The organism is Alteromonas oceanisediminis (assembly GCF_018474025.1).
GTDB lineage: Bacteria > Pseudomonadota > Gammaproteobacteria > Enterobacterales > Alteromonadaceae > Alteromonas_E > Alteromonas_E oceanisediminis.
The window spans coordinates 186,092-208,622 of sequence record NZ_JAHCTA010000005.1; the positions used below are offsets into that span (position 1 = coordinate 186,092).

Sequence of the window (22,531 nt, forward strand, 5' to 3'; positions counted from 1 at the left end):
AATTCGCACACAGGTCAGTTTAGATTAAACATTTTGTGACTGATTACAATCTAATGTCGTGGTGGAGCTGTACTCTCTCGAATCACGAATTCATAAGGCAGGATATGCTCCGTGGCGCTAGGAGTATCTTCGTTGATAAGTGCCAACAATAATTCAGCTGAACGTTCTCCCATTTTTTCTGCTGGTTGGGCTACGGTGGTCAGTGTCGGGATGATATATTTCGATACATCCATATCATCAAAGCCGGTAATTGAAATATCTTGGGGCACCTTAAGGCCTTTTTCGCTGAACCCTTTAATAGCGGCTATTGCCATTTCATCGTTGAAGCAGCATATGGCAGTGGGTCTGTCGGTCATTTTGCAAAACTGTTCAGCGGCGCTGAGTCCAGACCAGTAGTTGAAATCACCTTCAATTACGATGGATGGGTCGTAATCAATACCAGCTTCCGCGATAGCTTGTTTATAACCTTTTAAACGGTCAATGGTGTGTGGGTTATTTTTCAAGCCTGAGATTACTCCGATTCGCTTATGGCCCAGTGACAATAAGTGATTAATCACCTTCACCGATGCCCCCACGTTGTCAATTCGGACTGAATAAGAAGGGGTATTTTCACAGCTACTGGCAGCCACCGACAGCACGCCGTCCTTTGGTAGCAATGCATCACTTTTTCGGTAAGGGCGTAAATTTATCACGCCATCAGCAAGACGAGTTTCCACCATCTTAATGAATTCTTTCTCCTGCGCCAGAGAATCTTTGGTATCACCTAACAACACGCTAAAGCCAGAGGCTTGGGCTACCGTCTCAATGCCACTAATGACTTTGGCAAAGAAAAGGTTGGCGATGTCCGGCACCATTACCACTATTGTGTTCGACCGTTTACTGCGAAATTTTTGTGCCAGCATATTCGGTTTATAATTGAGTTTAGCGATCGCTTCATGAACTTTAATCTGATTTTTCTTAGAGACCTTTTCAGGATGGCTCAGTACCTTGGACACGGTGCCTGTTGATAAACCCGCTTCCTGGGCTACATCCCTGATCGTTGCCATGCTAATAACCTTGTTGTCATCATTTAAACCCAAGCGGCTAATTTGTTTATAGAGTTTAAATTTTTATACCGGTTCACTCAGTGTAATCTCTCGTGTTCAACCAATCAATGAGCTTAACCAGACGAATAAATTAATCCTTGCTAAATGAACCGGTTCATTTTACTCTGACCGACAGTTTTAACATTTAAGTAACGCGCTATTCGCAAAGAGGCTCTTCATGCAACTCACGTCCTTGGACATCGCTATTCTAGCACTGTACCTAATTGCCGTAGTGCTTCTTGGTGTTCTGGTTTCCAAACTAGCAAAGAATAATACACGGGGATATTTTTTGGGGGGCAACCAAATTTCCTGGCCATTTCTAGGCCTTTCCAATGCGTCCGGAATGTTCGATATCAGTGGTACCATGTGGATGGTATATTTATTATTTATTTACGGCTTAAAGAGCGTTTATATCCCTTGGTTGTGGCCAAGTTTCAATCAGATTTTCCTGATGATCTTTTTATCTATCTGGTTGAGGCGATCCGGCGCTATGACAGGTGCAGAGTGGATCCGTTTACGTTTTGGTGAGGGCACTGGTGCAAAACTGAGCCACCTTGTGGTTGTGCTTTTTGCTTTATTGAGTGTGCTGGGCTTCTTGGCTTATGGATTTGTTGGTGTAGGTAAATTTGCAGCAATCTTCCTTCCTTGGCATCTACATGCCGATCCACACTATAACGAAGTGATGTATGGAATTATCATCACTGCTATCACCTCCATTTATGTGGTGAAAGGGGGCATGGTGAGTGTGGTATTCACTGAAGTGCTTCAATTTCTTATCATGACCGTTGCCTGCATCGCTATCGGTGTGATTGCCATGCAACAAGTTTCACCTCAAATGCTGCAGGAGGTGGTTCCCGAAGGCTGGACGTCGCTATCCTTTGCTTGGGAATTAGAACTGGACTGGAGCGGTATCCTGGAGCAGGCCAATCAGAAGATAATAGAAGATGGCTGGTCACTGTTCAGCGTATTCATCATGTTGGTGCTGTTCAAAGGGGTATTGCAAAGCATGGCAGGACCTGCACCAAACTTTGATATGCAGCGTGTACTATCCGCTAGGTCTCCAGCGGAAGCTGCAAAAATGAGTGGTTTTGTCAGCATTGTCTTGTTGTTCCCTCGCTATATGATGATTACTGGTCTCAGCGTACTCGCTTTGGTGTATTTTATGCCCACACTCAGAGAAATGGGCCCGAACGTCGATTTTGAAAAAATCTTGCCTTTCGCTCTTGCCAATTTTGTCCCTAGCGGACTACTTGGGCTAATTATCGCCGGTTTGCTAGCAACGTTCATGTCTACGTTTGCAGCCACCACCAATGCGGCACCGGCATACGTGGTCAACGATATATATAGGCGATATGTGAACCCCAATGCTACTGAAAAGCAGTCAGTGATGATGAGTTATGTTGTATCTGTAGCATTTATTGTTATGGGCACCCTTATTGGTTTGTTCATTCCTTCTCTGAACAGCATCGTTTTATGGTTAGTGTCAGCGTTGTACGGCGGCTATACCGCTTCCAATGTGCTCAAATGGTATTGGTGGCGGTTTTCCGGTATGGCTTATTTTGCTGGTATGGCCGCAGGCATTGTCGGGGCGGTACCGATGATGTTTACTGATGTTTCACCACTCTTCGCATTTCCTTTCTTATTCGCTTTCTGTTTAGTGATCTGTGTAGTGACTAGCCTTATCAGCGGGCCAGATGACATGGAGGTGCTGAAGAAATTTTATTTGCGTACCCGGCCCTGGGGGTTTTGGAAACCCGTGCTGATGGCCGCACAGTATGATGATCCAACTGTTCAGGGTAATCCCAACTTTATTCGCGACATGATGAACGTGGTTATTGGCTTAGTCTGGCATACATGTCTGACTGCCGCACCAATTTTCCTAGTTATCCAGCAATGGCAGGGCTTTACTGCGACCCTTGGCTGCGCATTGCTGACCACCATTATTCTTAAATTTAGTTGGTGGGACAAACTCAACGATGAGCCGAAGTTACAGTCTCAACCCGAGACCCATGGCTACGACGCTCCTCTGCAGAAACTAATCAAATAGTTGAGAAAAAATGAATTCATATATATTTACAAAACGATTGGAATTACTTGAATCCGACCATAAGCAACTTTTAACCAGAAGAAATGAAATCCAAGGCTTGGGCAATGGAATCTACGACCGTTGGCAATATCCGGTTATTACCGCCGAGCACATACCTTTGAATTGGCGTTACGACCTTGACCAGCGCACTAACCCCTACCTAATGGAAAGGCTAGGCGTGAATGCTGCGTTTAATGCTGGAGCAATATACTTTAACGGCCGCTTTGTTGTGGTGGTCAGAGTGGAGGGCTACGATAGGAAGTCATTCTTCGCCGTCGCGGAAAGCGACAATGGTGTGGACAATTTCCACTTTTGGGGGCGTCCCATTGACATACCCGAAACGGAAGAGCCAGACACAAATATTTATGATATGCGGCTTACTCAGCACGAAGACGGCTATATTTATGGATTGTTCTGTACCGAACGCAAGGATTCCAATAAACCCAATGATACTTCTGCTGCAATTGCCCAGTGCGGTATCGCGCGAACTAAAGACTTGGTGAACTGGCAGCGATTGCCGGATTTAGTGACTAACAGTGGCCAACAGCGCAATGTTGTATTGCACCCGGAGTTTGTGGATGGTCAATATGCGCTTTACACGCGGCCTCAAGATGGCTTCATTGATATTGGCGGCGGCGGCGGTATCGGCTGGGGGCTAACCCGTACCATGGATGGGGCGAAAGTTGAACAAGAACAAATCATTCATTCCAAGGCTTATCATACCATCTACGAACTTAAAAATGGACAAGGACCGACACCGATTAGAACGCGTAACGGTTGGTTACATATGGCCCACGGGGTTAGAAATACTGCAGACGGCTTGCGATACGTACTTTATTCATTGCTCACTGATCTTGACGAGCCTTGGCGTATTACTCATAGCCCAGGCGGTTACCTGATCGCACCAGAAGGATCAGAACGCGTGGGAGACGTAAGTAATGTAGTATTTTGCAATGGCTGGATTCGAGATAATGAAGACAACCTTTATATCTATTATGCCTCTTCAGATACTCGACTTCATGTGGCAACAACAACGGTAGAACGTTTGCTCGATTATTGTACTAATACTCCTGCCGATGGCCTGACCTCAGCATGCTCGGTTCGGGCAATAAATGAATTAATTGACCACAACGCAGGACGAACCTGATGCTTACAGAACCTATTGTCAGCGATGTCGGGTTCTCATCCTCGGCGGTTACTCAAGAATTGCGAACGATAGCCAGTTGGTGGAAACGACATGCTCTCGACAAACACTGCGGCGGTTTTTACGGGCAAGTGGACAATCAGGCGTTACCGGTCCCCGACTCCTTTAAAGGCGTAGTCTTAAATACCAGAATTTTGTGGTTTTTTAGCGAGCTGGCCGCACAAAGTCGTGACAGTGTGGATGAGGCTACAGCATATCGCGCTTATGACTGGCTAAAGACTTTCTTTCACGACCGCGAGTATGGGGGACTATTCTGGGCGCTCGATTCTCAGGGGGTTCCACTGGATGATAAAAAGCAAGTTTATGCACAGTGCTTTGGAATCTATGCTCTGTGCAGTTATTTCAAATTGACCAGAGAGACCGAAGCTCTGGAAATGGCAAGGTCACTCTTTGATATGGTGGAAACTAATGCGCGTGACCAACTCAACGGTGGCTACATTGAGGCATGTACCCGGGTTTGGGGAAATATTGAAGATTATCGCTTAAGTGATAAAGATCTTAATTGTCCCAAATCCATGAATACACATTTACATGTCTTGGAGGCTTACACATCACTGTACACAATTGCTCCGGATGCGCGAGTTGAGGAAGCACTGGAACACGTGTTAGAGGTTTTTCTTGACAAGATCAAAGGCGCAGGGAAATGCCATTTATCACTGTTCTTTGACATCCAATGGAAAAGCCTTAGTCAGTCTGTTTCATTTGGTCACGACATTGAAGCCAGTTGGCTATTGTGCGAAGCCGCTGATGCATTGGGACAAGAAGTTATCAAGCAAAAAGTAAACACTGCCGCCATAGAGCTGGCACAAGCGTGCTATCAAAAAGGTCTGGCAACGGCAGGTTACATGCTGGATGAGTACGAGTTTCACAGTGGAGTATTTGGGCAAAACAGCTACTGGTGGGTGCAGGCTGAGGCTTTGGTTGGCTTTGTGAACGCCTATCAACTAACTGGTCAGAAGCACTATTTAGATGTCTGTCTGCCTATCTGGAAGTTTTTAGAAGACGAGCATTTCGATGAGGGTGAATGGCTTTGGCTGGCCCGTTCACAAGGTGGTGAGCAATTGCATTATAAAGCAGGCTTTTGGAAAGGACCGTACCACAACGGTCGCGCAATGCTCGAACTGCAAAAACGCTTGAAGCGGGTAGGGAGATAATCATGGGCATTAGGATTTCTCTCGTATTGGCTGCGCTATTGATTGTGACTTCGGGTCAAGTATTTTCTTTTGACTATTTTATAAGCCGGCAGGGAAGCCAATTATATGACGGTAAAAAGGAATTTCGCTTTTTTGGTCTGCATGCTCCAGAATTGCATCGCATTGAAGATGACGCTCGTGGCACTTGCAAACAAGATCGAAGAGGGTGGGGGCAACACTTTAAATGGCCTACTGAAGATGAGCAACACAATTGGATCCAAGCATTAACGCGCTCTGGGCACACTGCCATGAGGATCTATGTCTTATCCATAGAACACCCGGATGACAGTGCGTGCGGTCGTCAAACGCACATCAACTCTCCCGTGATTGAAGGAGGAATGCCGCAGCTCAATGAGCAAGCAATGAAGGTTTATGATCGTATGATTGCCTTGGCTGACAAGCACAATCTTCGCCTTATTCTGCCATTCATTGATCATTGGCAGTGGTGGGGAGGACGAGCAGAATTGGCAGCATTTTATGGTGAAACAGGCGCTGACTTTTACCGGACTGACAGTAAAACCTACAAGGCTTATTTGCACATTATTGAATCTGTAATTACCAGAAAAAATAGCCTTACAGGGCGGCACTACTTTGAAGAAAAAGCCATTATGGCATGGGAAACAGGAAATGAATTAAAGGATAGTACTTCGGAGTTTGTTTCGGCCACTGCTGCAAAAATTAAGTCGTTGGCACCAAACCAACTAGTGGTTGATGGCAACTATTTGTCTATTACTCCTTCTTCCCTAATCGACGAAAACGTCGATATTATCAGCAACCATTTTTACTCAGTGAATGGAAATAATAATCCGGACACTGTTGAACACGATCTAGGATCCATAGCCGGACGAAAAGCTTACATAGTTGGGGAGTATGGCTTACTGCCGACAGATAAAATGAAATCGATCGCTGAGGCCATTGTTAGTAAGGAGGTAGCTGGCCATCGGGCGGTGGGCGGCTTTGTCTGGGGCTTCCGTGGTCATCGTCACGATGGCGGTTTTTACTGGCATCATGAAGGTGATACGGGATATCAAAGCTACCGCCTACCCGGATTTCCTGAAGCATACCAAAACAAAGAAATCCAAGTTATAAATCTGGTTCGCCAGATGCAAGCCAGCATGCAAGGATTAGGTTATGCCTCCCCGCTACCCGTGCCGCTTTCTCCACTATTGCGCCCGATTGGCGAGTGTGGCGAGATAAGGTTTATGGGAGCGCCGCTCGGACGCATATATCGTATTGAGAGACGAGTGTCGGGAAGCAATGTATGGCGTTCGCTAACCACCAAGCTTTCCGATGGTCAGTTGGAGTTTGACCCCAAGGTCAATGTGTTGTTCAAAGATGCTATTGCAGATTTTGATAGTAATAACTACGAGTATCGGATAATTGCAATTAATGAGAGTGGAGAATCTGAGCCCTCAAATATTCAAACATGGTCTGCGCAGGGCCGCTGTAATAGCGCTACTTGATTGAAAAAAGCTCCCACCTCTCTACTTACGTAATACTTTCTAATAAGATTGTTCCTCATAATGGATGAGGGACAATCCGAAAACAGTGCCATTCTTGCTAACCTGAAACGACTCGCCGACGAGGAGCAATGTTAAATTTCTCTGGGTTTAATAAAAGTAGGCACCACACAACGATCATGACAACCGAAGACAACGTCCACGCGACGAGTACACTTAAGGACGCTGGATTCACGTCCGGAAACGTCGGTGCGGCGTTGACGACGCTGCCGTAGCCGAGTATTTCCTGCCACCCCGCGTAACTGGAAGCGATTAATGTCAATAGAGTGGCAATCACTGCGATCAGCACGCTGCGTCTATCAGCGCGACTACCGGCGCTGCGCAAGGTACGGTAAGCATACAGCCAAGTGCCACTGAGCACGCTGAAACACAACATCAATGAAAAAATGAACCACATTATCTTGCTGGTTAGTCCAGCGAAGTTACCGAAGTGCAGCGGATCGGCGATGTGAGAAATAAACCAGTATACAGGCAGGGTTGCACTGTTTTGTTCATAAATAACGCTGCCGGTGCGCCAATCAAAAAGGATATGGTTCGCACGCTCGCGAACCAAAATGTTGTTCGCTTTGCCCTGCACTTTGACGGTGCCAAGCTCTTTATCAAAAGATACTTGGCCGACGGTGATGTCGGGTCGGAGCGTTGATGTGCGTGCGACTAAATCGTTAACGGCTATTAATGGAAGGCTATGATCGCTGGCAGCAGCGCCAATTGTGATCACAGCGTGTTCATCTTGTCCTGCATAACTCCAGACACCGTTTATTTCGTAGTTAAGGGCTTCAATCAGGTACCACACTGCGCTGGCTGCGATAATGACTGAGAAGCCGAGCCCCCAGACACCGAAGGACTTATGCGCTTCACTCCATCGTTTTCTTCCACGGCCCCAGTTGAACTGAAAGCACTGCTTCCACCAGCGTTTGTAAAATAATAAGGGCGTTATCACCGAAAGCGTCAAGGCGATAGATAGCAGGTAGATGATCCAATAGCCAATGCCGCCTACATCAAACAGGCTCATGTGAAAACTGCGAAAGAAACGTTGAATGGTGAAGTAACTGCTGTCACCCGTGATCTCTCCGGTGTAAGGGTTCAGATACACTCTTGATAACGGTTGTGAGGGGCGGTCAATAACCGCAGTGGCGACAAACCCTTTGAATTCCGGCGCGCTGATCCAGCGGATCTCTGAATTGGGGTAACGTTCCTGCACATTCGAGTGCATTTGTTGCCAATCAAACGCGCTTGCCTGAGCCTGAATTCTCAGCGCTGGCGTTGTCAGCCAATCCAACTCATGCGATATCACTGCGAACGTGCCGCTCCAGCAGGTGATAAAAAGCAATAGGCCGGTGAGTACCCCAACGACGCTGTGTAGCTTAAACCAACTTTTTGCTGCCACGCTGCACACACCTTTTCCAAAGAGAAAAGACGGCTAACAAAACCGTCTTATATCTCCATAAGTTAACGCCGAACGACTTAAAATTGATATTTTGCACCCACGCGAAATAAGCTGCGATTGCCCACATCAACTTGGTCGGAGCGAGTCCCTGAGTCCTGCATCGACAAAATTACCGTATCGTCAAATACATTGCTGGCAAAGGCGAACAATTCCAGTCGTTCTGACACCGCGTAATTCAGACCTATATCGACAGTAGTGTAAGCCGGTAATTGGATCGTATTGCCACTATTGCCTTGGCGTTCACCAATATGGATCACACCCAGCGTGGCCGTCAATCGAGGCAGTTCAAAGCGGGCAAAGTTGTAGTCGGCAAAGCCACTGATTTGCAAATCGGCGGTGTTGGCAAACTCATTACCTTCGAACGGGCCGGTATCTGTTTTGATAATTTCAGAGTCTAATAGCGAGAAACCCACGCGTACGTTGAATTGATCGCTAACACGCCCGGCAAATTCGGTTTCAAACCCAGAGATTTCGACTTCGCCAAAGTTGATCACAAAGAACTCATTGAGATCATCATCATTGGTTGGGTCAGAGGCGACAATATCGCTACGATTTGTGTGAAATAAGCTGCTAGTCCACAACACCCGACTGTCGAATAGCGATGCCTTAACGCCAATTTCATAGCTCTTATCGTGGGTGGGTGACAGCATCTCACCGGCTCGTGTCACGCCGCCTTGCGGCAGAAAAGCGTCGCTGTAACCGGTGAACAGCGTGAAGTTTTCATGAATGTCATAGGAGCCTGCAACACGAATGGATACATCATCACTCTGGCTGATATCCCCGAAAGAGTCTCCCTCAAACTCAGTATATTGAGCACTGAGCAGTGTTCGGAATTTGGGTGAAAATTCCGTAAGTAACTTGGCGAAGTAGCCGGTCTCTTCGATCGTTTGCCCACCCAGGAAGGGATCTGGCAGAACCGTGACATCAGTGCTCAACCCATTCGGATCGGGATTGAAAAGATTGACGGTGGTATTGCCTTCAACCTGAGTATCGAAAAACGCACCGTTTTCTTCAGTGTCAAACTTGCGCCAGCCAGCGATAATGGCGTTTTCAACGTTGCCTAAGCTGAAGTCATATTCCATTTCAAATTTAAGATTGGTTGTGTCTGATTGTGAGTCCCAGAAAGCGTAGCGTGCCTCAAACGTGGTGTTGCCATTCCATGACCGTCCATCCGCACTATAGGGGCTCAATCCATTTCCGCGAAACTCTGTATTCGCATTTCGATATTCTCGATTAACATAATGGTAGTCGGTATAACTGTAGAGTGCTCTGATAGCTAGATCACTGGTGACTTGGTCTTGCCATTCTAACGTGAGTCGGTCGATTCGATTCACCTGCTCTCCTGAGTTTTGATGCCAGCTCCAATCTCGCGGTGCAAAGCCCCCTTCAAATGCATCTTCAACATAGATAATACCGCGATCCTGAGGGTCTGCCTGGTACACTTTCTCATAGGCAAGGATCACATCGCCGGTTTCGCTGTAGGCGTAGCGCATGGAGGGGGCAATCACAAAGTCGTAGATGTTGTCGTTATCTTTTCTCCCTTGACGCCATTCAGCCGATTCAGTGTAGGAAGCAATCAATCGCGTCTGCAGTTGGCCTTCGGCGAGAAATGCGCTGTTCATATCCAGCGTAGCTTCGCGCTGACCAAAGCTACCCGCCGATACATTCAGGCTACCAGCTTGACCATTGAACGGTTTCTTTCGAATAATGTTGATCACGCCACCGGGTTCCGTGACTCCAAAATCAGCGCTGGCGGCACCTTTTAAAACTTCCACACGCTCGATGGTGGCAAAGTTCGGTCTAATGGTCAGCGGCGTTTGTTTCACCCCATCAAAGTAGAGCTGCCCGTTGGTGTCAAAACCGCGAATGATAATCCCATCAGCCGTCCATCCTCCATCGTCAGAAAGGGTTACGCCTTGAATATAGGTAAGCAAATCACGCAGCCTGTCGGTTTGCGAATTCTTAATAAAATCACTGGATAAAACGGCGATACTGGCCGGTAGTTTATCCATCTCAAGACCAAAGCCTAAAGATGACGCTTCCTGCGGCCGGTATTTGTTACCGACAACCTCCACAACCTCAATGTTTGACTCTGCGTCGCTTTGTTGAGGATTTGCAGTTGCACACGGCACTCCAGCAATGACTGTGCTGGCCAAGATAGCTATATGACACTTGTTTTTTGATGGTCGGGAGGCAAATTTCGTTGCGTTGCGGTGTGATAAAAGCGTGAGCTGCATCAGTTTACAGACTCCATGTATGTACAATGAACGCGAGTGTAATCCATGCGCATGCAAATAACAATGATTCTCATTAACTGCAAAAAATGCTTCATTTTATGTTTTAGTCGCTAAACGATGTGAACCTGTCGCACCGTCACTGCAAAATGGCGCTCTGCATCCTTTATTGTTGCATATCTTATTGTTTAGGCTACGGGTGTCTTTTAATAGCCTGAGGCGGCGTCGTTACTCAAGGAGAATCTGCAAATTACGGCTAAAATGACTCCAACAATCAGGTCCACTCATGGTTAAAGAATGACTATTCTAACTTATCCCGCGTTTAGGTTGATTAGCGCGCTGGGTCGATGACCGCTTTGTCCAGAACAAAAGGTTTGCTCTCACGAATGTTTTCGCTTGAAGACGCAAGGTGAAGCCAGTATTGCCCAGCGTCGATGCGCCAGTGATCTAAGAAAAGATCGCAAGAAACTAACTGATGAAGACCAATGTGTATGATGAGGCATGACTAAATCGAATGCGTAAAGTGACCTGAGTGAAGTAACCTTACCGTGCGCGGTATAGTGCCAAATTTGCACATAAAACGATGTTTTCATCGTTTATGTGTCAGTTTCTTCTTCGTAGTCAATTTGAAGTGCGACACAGTCACTGTCTTTTCCAATAATCATACTTGGATCGACGCGAACGCCAGCACCCGCGTAATGACCTTGCGCTGTAAACGTACATACTTGCACATACATGCCTTCAATTAGTGGCAATGCAAATAATTGCTGATAAATTTGTTCACGATGTTCAAAAGCGCCTGCCTTTTCCGCTAGTGTTTGCTGCTGATGATCGATGAGTTTGATGTTTGCCCCGCATCGACCCACGATGGGTTTAACTACGTAGCCACTGGCGCACAGTTCATCGTTGAGCGCAAAATCGGTATTGAGTAGCAGCGGGTGGTTTGGAAATAGCGACCAGAGAATGGGTAAGATGGCTTTGTTACTCGGAATGAGCGTCCACAGCGGCTCAAACACCATAATATCATTATTGAGCAGAACGTCTGACAGGGAGGGCGTGCTATTGTGGGAGTTTAAAGGCCGGCTTGCCGTCTGCTCGTTATCAAAGCGCAGCTCGTCAATGGCGGTTTCCCATGCCCAAGTTTTCCATACCCACTTAACCTGATTACCTAGTGCGTCGACGATGCAGCCATTTTCCCCCCAGCGCAAAGCATCCACGCCCACCACGATCTCACAGCGATGCCCTGCCGCTTCAATCGCACTTTTCATATACAGGGCATGGTAGGTTTCTTCGGCATCATCATCTTGCAGAACATGTATCACATCATCGATATCACTGACCTTCCAGGCTTTAATTAACTTTCTAGTGAGTTCTGCGCCTGCATCATAGCCGCCCTTTACATCGAAGTGTTTAAACCACTTTCCCTGCACCTTGCCCACTTCCATGTAACACGACGCCGAGTCACAGTTGTATTCATAGACTTTGAGCCCTCGCTCAGACATGGCAAAGTCGAATCGGCTGGTGATCAATTGATTTTTACGATTTTCCCACGACACTTTAATCTTCGAGAGAACCGTATCCGGCAAGCCAAATTTACGCAACAGCTCGGGTCGCTCGAGTGCGTAATCGGTAGCGTGCAAGAACATTTGATGCAGCTCATCGGTTGCAGATTCCAGCGCCGCCTTTGCCGCCGCCGTAATTTGATAATAGCGTAGCCGCTGTGTGGTCTGAGCAGCAAGAAAGTGGCCCCCCATCATATCGACATAGGCGCTTTCGTCATCGTTGGCGAGATTCAGCCATGGCAATTCTGAATGTGAGGAGGCTTTGGCTACGTGGGCGACAATATTTAGCGCTTTACTGTCAGGCGTTTCGTGCACCACAGCGTGGGTTGGGTCCGTGGTTTGAATGACCCAGCCAAGAATGGTGGAGCCCTGCGACGGGCAATGGAGCCAATAGTCGCCTTGCGCGCCCACTTTGGCTTTGATCTCGCGTGAATAGTCCTGCCCTTCTGGCCACTGATAGAAATCCATGTTTTGTTCAGCAATGCGAATTTTATCCTCGAAAACCTCGGTCACAATCGCCACATGACCGGTTTCCTCAAACTCACCGCCCTCTTCCCAGATCAACAGGCAACCCACTTCAGGGCGACGCAATGCACCATTCCTAAAAGAATGCAGTGGCAGCTCCTGATAATTAATGAGATCGCGGACATAGCATAGGTTAAAAATGTCGTATGCCATGGCAACATCGTTGAAAATATAGCCTTTATTGACATACAACCAGCGGCGGGCAAACTCCACACACTGCCATTTGTAACCCATATAAATGCCATTAACATAGCTGCGGAATGAACTACGCGAAGGAAATACGCTGGCATCGGCCGTTTTGTAATCCGATGAATAAGAAATCACGCCGCCGGGTGCAGTACCTAACGGCTCGCCAAAGCGGCGCTCAATGCGTTCGTTACGGTCAGCCATGAAGGTACCGAAGTGAAATGTTGAACGCCTATAGTATGATCATTTTTGCGTCAACAGATAGTCTAATCCACCGGTTATTGCCGCAACTTGTGCATCGATGCACTGTGCTGGAGTGGCTTCCTCACTGTCAGGGTACACTTCGGTTGTCGTCACGTACTGGGCATTGGTAAATCCACCACACAGGTGCAACGATGTTTTGTCATAGTGGATCACGCCGTGTTGAGTCACGTCAGCACCAATGATTTTGCCATGCTCATCTGGCGGCGCAATATGAGTGACTTTTTCAACAGACGCTATCACTGCTGCCTGAAAATCCTGATTGGCACGACTGGTATCGTCAACCGTGTAAAATCCATCCGGTATTGTCCATTCGTCGTGAGTGGTGCCGTCTCTGTCAGCCAAAGCTGGGCGAAACTCAGTGTTGTCGGTATCCGTGGTTTCGTGCAAATCGAAATGCGCAAGTAGCTCTACATTCAAGCCTTCAACAAGTGCCATAACTTGTGCTGCCTCTGGTGAAGGCGAATTGGTGAAAAACGAGCGGTTGGGGTCAACAGCATGCGGATTCCAGCGATTAATCGTTTCGTAGCCCCATGGGCTGATACAGGGCACTACAATGATATTGAAGTGTTTTGCATAGTCCTCTGCGCAACGATCTAAAAATGCCAAAGCACCCTGTACCCCGCTGGTTTCATAGCCATGCACACCGCCAGTTACTAATACGTAAGGCTTGTTGCGCTGCCACTCTTTCGTCTTCAAAGCGTACAGCGGGTAACGCTGTTCATCATAGGGTAACGCGCCATATTGCACACGTTCAAAACGGCCATCCAACCTATCAATTTTATCCAAAACCTGTTCTTGATAGCTGCGCACACGCTGCTGCATTTCACGCCACTGGTTTATCTCTGGCTCGCCCCATGGCTTACCCGGTGTGCCAATTGATACTGGATAGGTCATTGATTTCCTGCTGTTCGGTTGATTCATAAGGGTGCTAGTATAGACTGTCGTAACACGCCTTTCATCTTAGGAATCGTTGGCGATGCAAAGGTGCCCTATCTATGGGGCGTTGTGTTTGTTTATTATGAATAGGATTTTTATGAAATATCGCATTATGCGTTCACAGATTGTTTGTCTGATGCTATTCGCAGCGGGCGTTTTGTTGACTTCTCTGCCGGTGTCGGCTATCTCTTTTTCGATTAGCGAGCAAGATATTAACCGGTTTGTTCAAGCGGCTTTTCCGCAGAAGAAAAGTTACCAAGGCACCGACATTTTCTTTTCCGACCCGATTGTCACTATTGACGACGCTACCGGTTCATTGCGCATTTCGACTGAAATTACCGCAATCAAAAATCGCCAGATGCTGAAAGCCCGAGGTTCACTGTCTGGTGAACTGGCGTATGATCCAGCAGACTACAATTTACAGGTTAAGAATCCCACACTGAGCGAATTCACGGTGCAAGAAAGTTCTATGGATGATACCGCAGAATTGTTGGACACCATCCGCAGTGTGGTCGGTGAATCACTGCCCTTGATCGTTTTAATCGATTTATCCAGATTTGATATTGGCTTAGGTGAAATTAAGCCTCAGTCGATTGAAATTGATAAGAAAAAATTAGTGATAACGCTTTAAGAATTATTATTCTTGTTCGTAAACACAGGAGCGTCGTTGGCACAGAAGCAACCCAGTCCCGCCGCGTAGGGGCCTAAATACAATAACTTACCGGCTTCATACACAATCGCTACTGCTGGCGTTGAGGGTATCAAGTGTATCGCAGAAATTTCGGACCTGCATGGACAATTCGAGGTTCACGATGAGCCGCTGGTGTTTGCGATGAAACGGGTTATCATCTCTCACCGTAAACTCATTGCATAAACAGTAGAAATTCTCAATGAAAAACGTCGCGATACTCAGCATGGATAGTTTGGATGATTTTTTTTCCTACGACACGCTTCTTGACGCACCGCTACGTGCCGCCAACTGGCGTACCGCAATCGAATCATGGCGTGACCCGATGGTGAACTGGAACGCATATGATGTGGTGTTGGTTCGCAGCCCTTGGGATTATCAGCAGGACGTTGACGCGTTTGTGCAGTGTTTAGCGCGTATAGACAGTTCCTCGGCAACGCTGGAAAATCCGCTGGCGCTGATGAAGTGGAATATTGACAAACGATACCTGCGCGACCTTAACGCACAAGGCGTGCCGATAGTGCCTACTCGCTGGGAAGAGAAACTGGAAAAAGGCATGTTGCACGCAGCGATGTCAGCGTTTGCCAGTGACGAGCTGATCGTAAAGCCCGTTGTCAGCGCAAACGCTGACTTTACCTATCGACTGTCAAATGCTGATATCTCCAGCGAGGAGCCTCAGTTGATGGCTGTTTTTGCACAGCGCGCTTTGATGCTTCAGCCTTTTCTGCCATCCATTTTATCACCGGGAGAATACTCCTTATTTTACTTTGACCATGACTACAGTCACGCGATTTTGAAAACGCCGAAACACAATGACTTTCGGGTGCAAGAGGAGCATGGAGGCTCACTTAGCTCTGTGACGCCGACACCAGCAATGCTTGAGGTTGCGGAAAAAACGCTGGCAGCCCTGCCAGCGCGTGCACTTTATGCGCGTATCGATCTTATTGAAACCGCACAAGGCCTTGCCGTCATGGAAGTCGAGTTAATTGAGCCCAGCCTCTATTTTAATATGGACGATCATTCCGCGCAGCGCTTCGCTGATGCCTTTGTGAGCAAATTCGGCCACGGTTAGCGCCGTTACTTTTCACGATCAACGGTCGGTCTGACCGGCTTGGCTCGATGTTGTACAGACGGCTTACTACGATGGTGCGAACGCTGACTCTGAGTGACCGTTTTGGTCTGAACCGAGCGTTGTGTCTGCACATTTCGTGTTGCCTGCGGTACTTTCGTCGGTACCACCCGGTCTTGTTTTGCCTCGTACTTGTCAATCCGCTGACTTGGCTGCGATTTCTGCACCCGCGCTGCGGGCTGGTTAGGGCGTACCACGTCATTTCGGTTAACTTTGCGTGATTCAGACGGTTTTGCAGTACGGATCACATTACTGCGTTCTACTCTGCGCTGGCTTTTCAGTTCCAGCGGCACCGCCTTCTGATAGTCGCCATACTCGCGAGTTTGCACCTGACGATGGTTCTGCACCTGTACTTTGCTGTGCGCCTCGCGCGACGACACGATCCCCGCCGGCTGAGATCGGCGCGCGTTATAATGGGTGATTACACGGTTGTTATAGCGCGCTTTACGGTGTTGAACATTGTGAGACCAGCGCTGATATTCACGGCTGTATACCCGCTTGTAACCGTGCCGATAGCCACTGTAACCCCGAACGCGATAATGAGGATTAACGACAACATAGCCATGGCGCCAATGGAACCCACCAAAAAAGAACCCGGTTGAAACCCGAATACTGGGGCCCCAGTAAAATCCACTGTGATAAGCGCGATAGTGACGTGGATGGTGCCAGTAGTAAGGGTTGTGGTGATGCCACCAAGAACCATAAACCACATGTGTGTCATAAAAGGGCACATAAACGACTCGCTCGCGCACGGTTTCGATAACGATCACGTCGTCTTCTCGTTCCACCGCGATATAATCGTTGTTGTTCAAATTCCCCTGCGCATAAGCGCGGGTTCGCAATGCTTGTACGCGAGCCATCACCCATTCTTCGTCTGCTACCATGCTGTCGCCGAGGTAATTGAGCCAATCAATGTCTTCTGCCATTTTTTGCAGTACATCATTGAACGGCGCGAGAGCCTTGACGCTCGGATCCCAATCAAAGTCTTCAACGGCTGCCAGGGCATCATCGTGGTCTAAACCTTCATTCTTATCTCGCCAACGAGCCGCCCGGATGACGTCCAGCGGATATGTCGATGCAATCAGAACATGGGTTAATAGCGTGTCGGGATACAGGGCAATTGGGGCCAATACTCGGTCCAATTCTTCCTCAGTTAACGTGGAAGCTGTGTATTCGGTCTGCTCCTGCGCACTGGCGAACTGGATCGCAAGGCTAATACTAAGCACCAACGCCAGCGCATAGATTAAGGCTAATTTTTGTGTCGATTTCATTTCTTCACCTCATTGAGTGCCGTCAGTTAATGCGGCCATGGTGACGTTATAGCCGTTGGGGTCTTAACCGTAGCTGAACACAATCACTCTTCGTATAAGTTATTCCGCGTAGAGTTGGTCTATTTTTTGGAAAGGCGTATAGTAACTGTAACGCTTTTCACGTCTCATCTAAATCGATTCAGTCGGCACTCTCTTTTATCCGCTGTTAAGAGAGTTATATTTACGGTAACGCAAAGGAATTCACCATGAAATTGGTTCACATCAGTGTGTTCATTATTGTCACTTTCACCTTACTGGCTGGATGTTCTCAACCAGAACAAGCGCAACAACCCCCGCAGGCACCACAGGTTGACGTTGCGAATCCCATCAGCGCCACCATCACGCAGTGGGACGAATACTCAGGGCGCTTTGAAGCTGTCAGCGAGGTCGAAATACGTGCGCGCGTTAGCGGCTATGTGGATTCAGTCAATTTTCGGGATGGTCAGCAGGTGGAAAAAGGCCATGTGTTGTTCGTGATCGATCAGCGGCCCTTCAAGATTGCCTTAAACAGTGCTCAGGCACGCTACGACCTCGCCAAAAAAGAGCTTGACCGAGGTCAGGATTTACGTGCAAAAAATTCAATCTCTCAGGAAGAGGTCGATCGTCGTTTTAGTGAGTTTCAGCAAGCGAATGCCGCGCTGGAAGCGGCCAAGTTGGATATGGAGTTTACCGAGGTGCGCTCGCCAATCAGTGGTTTGGTGAGCCGCGACTATGTCAATGTCGGTAATCTTATTTCGGCAGAATCAGCCACGCTGCTGACGACGGTTGTGTCGGTTGACCCCATTCATTTCTATTTTGAGGCCGGTGAAAATGAGTTCTTAAAGTATTCCCGATTTACGCAGAGTGATGAACGGAAAAGTTCGCGCAACACGCCCAATCCAGTGCGCATAAAGTTACAGGACGAAACAGAGTACTCGCATACAGGTGTGATGGATTTTGTAGACAATCGAATTGACCGCAGTACAGGTACGATACAGGGCCGAGCGATACTAGATAATTCTGATGGGTTGATTTTACCCGGTGTTTTTGGGCGCATAGAACTGTTGGCGCGAGAGAATGTGGATGTGATGCTATTGCCCGACACGGCCATTGGGAGCGATCAATCACGTAAATTTGTGTACGTCGTGGGGCAAGATAATGTGTTTGCGCGCAAATACGTATCCATTGGTGACTTACACACGCCTGAACTGCGGGTGATCAATTCGGGTTTAACCGCCAGCGATCGCGTTGTGGTCAACGGTTTGATGCGCGCGCGTGATGGTATGGCGGTAGAACCGCAGACAGTTTCGCTTGCCGACCAGTATCGCTGGTAGGGCATTTACATGAATATTTCTCACTTTTTTATTGATCGTCCTAAATTCGCCAGTGTGCTGGCGATTATCGTGTTAATTGTTGGCGGCTTGTCGTACTTCTCGCTACCGATTGAGCAGTATCCGCAAGTCGCGCCACCCACCATTCAAGTTGCCGCGACCTATCCTGGCGCAAATGCGCAAATCGCCGCTGACACGGTAGCGACGCCGCTTGAGCAAGAAATTAACGGCGTAGAAGACATGCTGTATCTGTCGTCGCAGTCAACGGCAGATGGGCGCGTGACCATTACGGTAACCTTCAAGCTCGGCACTGACTTGGATAAAGCACAGGTTCAGGTGCAAAACCGCGTCGCTATTGCAGAGCCTCGCTTACCGGAACAAGTGCGGCGTCTGGGCATTACCACGAAGAAAAACTCGCCTGATCTGATGATGGTGGTGAATATGTACTCACCCAACGGGACATATGACCAAACCTACATTGCCAACTACGTCACGCTGCAGGTTAAAGACCGATTAACACGGCTTGACGGCGTGGGTGACATTCTCCTATTTGGTGCCAGTCAATATTCAATGCGTGTGTGGCTTGATCCGGATCGTATCGCCTCTGTCGATATGACCGCCGCCGAAGTGATCGGGGCATTGCGCGGCCAGAACGTGCAGGTCGCCAGTGGTACGCTAAATCAAGCTCCGGTCACTAACGGTCAGACCGCGTTTGAAGTGTCTGTGCAAACCCAAGGCCGCTTGATTGAGCCGGAGCAGTTTGAACGTGTCATTATCAAGAACGATGATGGCCGTATTGTCAGGCTGTCTGATGTTGGCCGGGTTGAATTAGGCGCAGAGAGCTATGCAACGCGCGGCTATCTGGGGCGCGACAGCGCAATAGCAATGCCAATTTTCCAACGCCCTGGCTCCAACGCGCTGGAAACCGCCGAAGGTATTCAGCAAGCTATGGCTGAGTTGGCGGAGCGTTTTCCACCTGATTTAGTGTATGAAATTGTCTATAACCCTACTGAATTTATTCGCTCATCGGTTGATGCAGTAGAACTGACTATCTACGAAGCTATCGCGCTGGTGGTGTTGGTTATCATGGTATTTTTACAAAATTGGCGCGCAGCATTGATCCCGATTTTGGCAATACCCATCTCATTGGTGGGCACATTCGCGGTGATGAATGCCTTTGGATTTTCACTCAATAATTTAACGTTGTTTGGGTTGGTGCTCGCCATCGGGATTGTTGTCGATGACGCAATTGTGGTGGTCGAAAACATGGAACGTTTGATGGCGGACGGCATGGGGCCCTTGCGGGCTGCCCGTGAGACCATGACTGAAGTGGGTGGCGCACTGGTTGCAATGGGGCTGGTGTTAGTCGCTGTATTTTTGCCTACTGCCTTTGTCGGGGGGATCTCGGGGCAATTTTACACTCAGTTTGCCGTGACTATTGCCGTGGCGACGCTAATTTCTGTGTTGGTATCATTAATTCTCAGCCCTGCGCTAGCCGCTTTATTGTTCAAACCGCATGCACAGAAAAAGCAGCGAACTAACCCTATTGCGAAGCTGATGCACGGCTTCAATTTTCTCATGGACAAGACCTCAAGTGCGTATGGGCGTTTAGTCTGCCGCCTCGTGCGGTTAGGCGCGATCGCGCTGGTCGTTTATGCAGGATTAATGATACTCACCGCCGTGCAGTTTAACCGAGTCCCTGCGGGATTTATCCCAGCGCAGGACCAAGGGTATTTGATTGTGAGCATCCAGCTACCGCCTGGCGCTTCTCTCGAACGCACTGATGAAGTCGTTAAGCGTGCGATTGACAAACTACTGGCTATCGACGGTATCGACAATTCGGTTGGCTTTACCGGGTTTTCTGGGGCTACTTTCACCAACGCGTCTAACGCGGCCGCTATCTTTCCGACCTTAGCGAGCTTTGACGATCGCATTGCCAAGGGCATCGAGTTTGATTCACTGGTCAATCAGGTACGCGCTGAGATGACGTCTATCAAGGAAGCCTTCGTAGTGGTTATACCACCGCCCGCGGTGAGGGGTGTCGGCAACGGTGGTGGCTTTAAAATGATGCTACAAGACACCCGTGGGCGAGGGCTGGGCGTGCTTGAAGGCGCAATGTGGCAATTGGCCGGTGCGGCGAATCAAGCACCGGCGACGACGTCAGTATTCAGTTTTTTCGAAACCAGTACACCACAACTGTTTGCTGATATTGACCGTGAACGCGCTGAAAAGCTGGGTGTGCCAGTGTCTGAAGTATTTAACGCGTTGGAAATTTATCTGGGCAGTGCCTTTGTGAATGATTTTAACTATCTGGGTAGAACCTTCCGGGTAACGGCTCAGGCTGATGCGCCGTATCGGATGTCGGCGGAAGATATTAATCGTATACGTGTGCGCAATGCGGAAGGTGACATGGTGCCACTCAGTTCTATAGCAACCTTTGACTATCGCTCAGGTCCATCGCGCGTACCGCGTTACAACTTGTACCCTGCGGCTGACTTAATCGGTGACACCGCGCCGGGCTACAGCTCTGGCGAAGCGATTGCGACGATGGAACGCTTAGCCGCAGACATTCTGCCCGACGGTATCAGTTACGAATGGACGGAGCTGGCCTACCAGCAAAAACAAGCTGGCAACACGGGTATGTTTGCGTTTGCTTTTGCGGTGTTATTTGTATATTTGCTGCTGGTTGCCCTGTATGAAAGCTGGACTACACCGCTGGCGGTCGTGTTGATTGTACCCATGTGCTTGCTTAGCGCAATTACTGGCGTAAGCATGATGGGCATGGACAACAATATTCTGACGCAGGTGGGCTTGATCGTGTTAGTCGGTTTAGCCAGTAAGAATGCGATATTGATTGTCGAGTTCGCGCGTCAGCAAGAGCAGAACGGTGTGCCCTTATACAAAGCTGCCTCTGATGCGGCTAGCTTGAGGTTGCGCCCCATTCTCATGACATCGTTCGCTTTTATTCTGGGCGTAGTGCCCTTGGTACTGGCGTCTGGCGCGGGGGCTGAAATGCGCCAGGCTCTGGGTGTCGCGGTGTTCTTCGGCATGCTGGGCGTGACCCTGTTTGGCTTGATATTTACGCCTATTTTTTACGTGTTATGCCGCCGACTTTCTATGTGGGTAAAAGGTGAAAAGCTGGATACCACTGACTGTGGAGAAGCTGAGCCTGCCACTCGCCAGTAGTTAGTTAACCTGAATTTGGGTTATTTAAGCAGATGGGCATCGAAAAGGTGCCCTAGCTTCTCCGTTTTGGTGCGAAGATAATGTTTGTTATCATCTGTCATGCCGTGATCAATCGGTTTACGCTCAACGATATTGATGCCTAAATCACTTAAGGCGGCCGCTTTTCGCGGATTATTCGTCATCAAAACGACATTTTTGACGTTCAGTGTCTCAAGCATAAAACCGCAAATCGAATACTCTCTGAGATCAGCATCGAACCCCAAATGCAGATTCGCTTCCACGGTATCCATGCCAGTGTCTTGTAGTTGGTAAGCTTTTATCTTGTTAAGCAAACCGATACCCCGCCCTTCCTGACGCAGATAAAGCAAAACGCCCTTGCCATGCTCGACAATATTTTGCAGGGCTTTTTCAAGTTGGAAACCGCAATCACAACGAGTGCTAAACAATGCATCACCGGTTAAACACTCGGAATGCACTCGCATCAAAACATTGTCATCGGGTTGCCAGTCGCCATACGACAATGCAACGTGTTCCTGACCGCTATGTTCAACAAAACCATGAATGCGAAATTCACCGAAGCGAGTGGGCAGCTTTGCAGCGCTGATATATTCAAATTGGGGGCGCGATTCTTTCATTTTATTCTCGTTCACTGAAGCGTGCAGTGTA

The 22,531-nt window shown here is 48.3% G+C and carries 16 protein-coding genes; 8 read left to right on the forward strand and 8 right to left on the reverse strand.

Annotated features, from left to right (window positions below):
* Positions 1-50: 50 nt before the first annotated feature.
* Entirely contained in the window at positions 51-1,046 is a 996-nt protein-coding gene (locus KIU71_RS10380; RefSeq protein ID WP_214131207.1) for a LacI family DNA-binding transcriptional regulator, read from the reverse strand.
* Between the two features lie 217 nt (positions 1,047-1,263).
* Here KIU71_RS10380 and KIU71_RS10385 point away from each other — a divergent pair, with 217 nt between their 5' ends.
* From KIU71_RS10385 to KIU71_RS10400, 4 genes are read left to right on the forward strand one after another with little or no spacing between them, the layout of a single operon-like run.
* Positions 1,264-3,132 carry a sodium:solute symporter family protein gene (locus KIU71_RS10385; protein WP_214131208.1) on the forward strand — a complete coding sequence of 623 codons (1,869 nt, stop codon included), beginning with the start codon at positions 1,264-1,266 and terminating at the stop codon, positions 3,130-3,132.
* A 10-nt stretch (positions 3,133-3,142) separates the two neighbouring features.
* Entirely contained in the window at positions 3,143-4,318 is a 1,176-nt protein-coding gene (locus KIU71_RS10390; RefSeq protein WP_214131209.1) for a glycoside hydrolase family 130 protein, read from the forward strand.
* Positions 4,318-5,529, forward strand: coding sequence for an AGE family epimerase/isomerase (locus tag KIU71_RS10395; RefSeq protein WP_214131210.1), 1,212 nt, complete (start codon positions 4,318-4,320; stop codon positions 5,527-5,529). The genes KIU71_RS10390 and KIU71_RS10395 overlap by 1 nt, the downstream gene beginning before the upstream one ends.
* Before the next feature lie 2 nt (positions 5,530-5,531).
* Positions 5,532-7,031 carry a beta-mannanase man5E gene (locus KIU71_RS10400; protein ID WP_214131211.1) on the forward strand — a complete coding sequence of 500 codons (1,500 nt, stop codon included), beginning with the start codon at positions 5,532-5,534 and terminating at the stop codon, positions 7,029-7,031.
* Between the two features lie 97 nt (positions 7,032-7,128).
* Here KIU71_RS10400 and KIU71_RS10405 read toward each other — a convergent pair whose 3' ends face one another.
* From KIU71_RS10405 to KIU71_RS10420, 4 genes are all read right to left on the reverse strand, one after another.
* Positions 7,129-8,475: a PepSY-associated TM helix domain-containing protein gene (locus tag KIU71_RS10405; protein WP_214131212.1), complete on the reverse strand. Its 1,347-nt coding sequence runs from the start codon at positions 8,473-8,475 to the stop codon at positions 7,129-7,131.
* Between the two features lie 77 nt (positions 8,476-8,552).
* On the reverse strand, positions 8,553-10,772 hold the full coding sequence (locus tag KIU71_RS10410) for a TonB-dependent siderophore receptor (RefSeq protein WP_214131213.1): 2,220 nt from the start codon (positions 10,770-10,772) through the stop codon (positions 8,553-8,555).
* Positions 10,773-11,365: 593 nt separating this feature from the next.
* Positions 11,366-13,246, reverse strand: a complete 1,881-nt coding sequence (locus KIU71_RS10415) for a glutathionylspermidine synthase family protein (RefSeq protein WP_214131214.1) — start codon at positions 13,244-13,246, stop codon at positions 11,366-11,368.
* 39 nt (positions 13,247-13,285) lie between these two features.
* Positions 13,286-14,200, reverse strand: a complete 915-nt coding sequence (locus KIU71_RS10420) for a M14 family metallopeptidase (protein ID WP_214131215.1) — start codon at positions 14,198-14,200, stop codon at positions 13,286-13,288.
* A 139-nt stretch (positions 14,201-14,339) separates the two neighbouring features.
* On the opposite strand from KIU71_RS10420, the gene KIU71_RS10425 reads away from it, so the two are divergent.
* Complete coding sequence (locus tag KIU71_RS10425; protein WP_214131216.1) at positions 14,340-14,873, forward strand: DUF1439 domain-containing protein; 534 nt, start codon at positions 14,340-14,342, stop codon at positions 14,871-14,873.
* Here the strand turns inward: KIU71_RS10425 and KIU71_RS18110 are convergent.
* Entirely contained in the window at positions 14,870-15,007 is a 138-nt protein-coding gene (locus KIU71_RS18110; RefSeq protein WP_390881850.1) for a DUF6436 domain-containing protein, read from the reverse strand. The two genes, KIU71_RS10425 and KIU71_RS18110, sit on opposite strands and share 4 nt — an antisense overlap.
* Before the next feature lie 125 nt (positions 15,008-15,132).
* Here KIU71_RS18110 and KIU71_RS10430 point away from each other — a divergent pair, with 125 nt between their 5' ends.
* Positions 15,133-16,002, forward strand: a complete 870-nt coding sequence (locus tag KIU71_RS10430) for an ATP-grasp domain-containing protein (protein ID WP_214131217.1) — start codon at positions 15,133-15,135, stop codon at positions 16,000-16,002.
* 5 nt (positions 16,003-16,007) lie between these two features.
* On the opposite strand, the gene KIU71_RS10435 is transcribed toward KIU71_RS10430, so the two are convergent.
* A complete protein-coding gene (locus tag KIU71_RS10435) occupies positions 16,008-17,330 on the reverse strand; it encodes a DUF3300 domain-containing protein (protein WP_214131218.1) in 1,323 nt (440 codons plus the stop codon).
* A 245-nt stretch (positions 17,331-17,575) separates the two neighbouring features.
* Between KIU71_RS10435 and KIU71_RS10440 the strand changes: the two genes are divergently transcribed.
* Positions 17,576-18,682, forward strand: coding sequence for an efflux RND transporter periplasmic adaptor subunit (locus KIU71_RS10440; protein ID WP_214131219.1), 1,107 nt, complete (start codon positions 17,576-17,578; stop codon positions 18,680-18,682).
* 9 nt (positions 18,683-18,691) lie between these two features.
* Complete coding sequence (locus tag KIU71_RS10445) at positions 18,692-21,865, forward strand: efflux RND transporter permease subunit (RefSeq protein WP_214131220.1); 3,174 nt, start codon at positions 18,692-18,694, stop codon at positions 21,863-21,865.
* Positions 21,866-21,885: 20 nt separating this feature from the next.
* Here KIU71_RS10445 and ribA read toward each other — a convergent pair whose 3' ends face one another.
* Positions 21,886-22,500 carry a GTP cyclohydrolase II gene (ribA, locus tag KIU71_RS10450; protein ID WP_214131221.1) on the reverse strand — a complete coding sequence of 205 codons (615 nt, stop codon included), beginning with the start codon at positions 22,498-22,500 and terminating at the stop codon, positions 21,886-21,888.
* Positions 22,501-22,531: the final 31 nt, after the last annotated feature.